Origin of the sequence: Rhodococcus chondri (assembly GCF_036327435.1) — a bacterium.
Classification (GTDB): Bacteria; Actinomycetota; Actinomycetes; order Mycobacteriales; family Mycobacteriaceae; genus Rhodococcus; species Rhodococcus chondri.
Window position 1 is genome coordinate 1 of the sequence record NZ_JAUZMZ010000351.1, and the last position, 1,642, is coordinate 1,642.

Sequence of the window (1,642 nt, forward strand, 5' to 3'; positions counted from 1 at the left end):
CGCGACGATCGATGCGACAAATTCCGAGCGCTGCGCCTGCATCGCGTGCCGCAATCCCAGCGGCCCCCACTGCTCGTAATGGATCATCAGGTTCTCGGCGGCGGCGTCGACATCACCTACCGTCACCGGAAAACGTTGCGCAGTGACCTGTCTGCCGATCCACTGCATTGTCGCGGACAGCAGCCCGTTGCGATTTCCGAACTTGCGCTGCACCGTCTTGATCGAGACCCCGGCCTTGTCCGCCACTCGATCGAGGGTGATCTCGTCCAGCCAATTTTCCCGGTACAACTCCACCGTGGCGTGCATGATCCGCTCCGTGGTCTGTGCCGCCGTCTGCGCCCGGGCGGTCATCCGGTACGGGCGCGGCGACCCCACATTCATGTCCATAACGATGGACCTCAAATATTCGGCTGTCAACAGCCCCGGAATCTCACGACGAGGTTCTCAGCGCCGAGGCCGGCTTCCAATCCTGACGCTCGAGCAGCCACGACACCACAACCCCGGCGACGATGCCCCAGAACGCGGCGCCGATGCCCCAGAACGTGACATCGGAGGCGGTGACGACGAACGCGATGAGCGCGCCCATCGTGTACTTCCGGCCGAATCCGGCGACGAACGCGCCCTGCAGAGCCTTGAGCATCGCCAGTCCGCCGAGGACCGCCACGAACGAGGCGGGTGCGGCGATCATCCACCGCACGAACAGCGGCGCGAACAGCCCGAAGACGATGGCCAGCACACCGCACGTCAGTGCGGCCGTGTACTGACGGGCACGCTCACCCGACGCCACCAGCAGCGCATTCGTGGGTCCGGTCAGGCAACTCGACACCGCGCCGACGCATGCGGCGGGAAACGACCACAGGCCACACACGATGGCGGTGACGTTGATCGGTGGATTGTGGCCGGCCGACCGGAGCACCGCGATGCCCTGGCCGTTCTGCACAACCAGGACGGTGATGGCCAGCGGGATCACCAGTTCGACGATCGCCGACCACGTGAACACCGGTGCGGTGAAGACCGGCGCTGCGAACACCGCGGTGTCTCCGGATTGGGGTGAGAACCGTCCCGAGACCGCCACCGCCACGCCTCCCGCGACGAGCGCACCCAGAATCGGCGGCATCCATTTACCCAGCGCAGCAACGGAGCTGAGCAGGAGGAAGATTGCGATCATGGGAACCGCAATTGCGACGTCGGCGCCCAGTGCAGTCACCAGATTGATGCCGAACGACAGGAACACTCCCGCGACCATCGCCATGACGATCGGCATGGGCAGCGCTTCCATCACTCGCCGCACCAGGCCCGTCACACCGAGGGCGGTGATCAGCGCTGCCGTCACGAAGAACGCACCGACCACCTCGGCCCAGCTCAGGTGGGTGAGCGATCCGCCGACCAGGATGGTTCCGGGAATCGTCCAGAAGAATCCCAGCGGCTGCCGGTACGTCAGGCTCATCGCGATGGTGAGAATGCCGTTGAGCACGAACACGCCGAAAATCCAGGACGCGAGCTGCGACTGCGACAGGCCGCCTGCGGCGCCCGCCGCGAGGATGACGGCAACCGGACCGGTGCACGAGAAGATCAGCCCGATCAGGCCGTTGGCGGCGTAGTGCGGACCGAGGTCTCGAAGCACCTGCGCGGGACGGATGAA

Annotated in this window: 2 protein-coding genes; both read right to left on the reverse strand. The window is 65.5% G+C overall.

From position 1 onward, the window contains the following. The coding region (locus Q8814_RS26025) for a TetR/AcrR family transcriptional regulator (protein WP_330154812.1) at nt 1-387 on the reverse strand (387 nt) is incomplete at its 3' end. Between the two features lie 43 nt (nt 388-430). After that, entirely contained in the window at nt 431-1,639 is a 1,209-nt protein-coding gene (locus Q8814_RS26030; protein WP_330154813.1) for a benzoate/H(+) symporter BenE family transporter, read from the reverse strand. Between the last annotated feature and the right edge of the window lie 3 nt (nt 1,640-1,642).